The 428-nt window shown below is 50.7% G+C and carries 3 tRNA genes; all 3 read right to left on the bottom strand.

The annotated features are described in order from the left end of the window. Window positions 1–83: 83 nt before the first annotated feature. Window positions 84–169 (bottom strand) — tRNA-Leu (locus CWB65_RS18795). Window positions 170–205: 36 nt separating this feature from the next. Beyond that, window positions 206–279 (bottom strand) — tRNA-Cys (locus CWB65_RS18800). 30 nt (window positions 280–309) lie between these two features. Continuing rightward, window positions 310–385: transfer RNA gene (locus CWB65_RS18805), tRNA-Gly, on the bottom strand. Window positions 386–428: the final 43 nt, after the last annotated feature.

The raw sequence follows: 428 nt of genomic DNA on the forward strand, positions 1-428 counted from the left end.
CAACTGAGCTAGTGCCGCATCATATTAATTCTACTATTACATTTTAAAAGTTATATGTTGGTGCATATAACTAAACCACAAAGTGGTGCCCGAGGCCGGACTTGAACCGGCACACTCTAAGAGCGAGGGATTTTAAATCCCTTGTGTCTACCAATTCCACCACTCGGGCATCGAGTTTGCTATTTAAAGCGTGTGGAGTGTTGATTGGAGGCGGAACCCGGAGTCGAACCGGGGTAAACGGATTTGCAATCCGGTGCATGGCCACTCTGCCATTCCGCCCCAGCACTGGGGTTATAACCTTAGATAACTTGGAGCGGCACACGAGGCTCGAACTCGTGACCTCGACCTTGGCAAGGTCGCGCTCTACCAACTGAGCTAGTGCCGCATTTCGTTATCTTGGGGGCTATGCCCTCTCAACACGGACGCAT

The organism is Pseudoalteromonas sp. S554, assembly GCF_005930865.1.
In the GTDB taxonomy this organism is placed as follows: Bacteria; Pseudomonadota; Gammaproteobacteria; order Enterobacterales; family Alteromonadaceae; genus Pseudoalteromonas; species Pseudoalteromonas marina.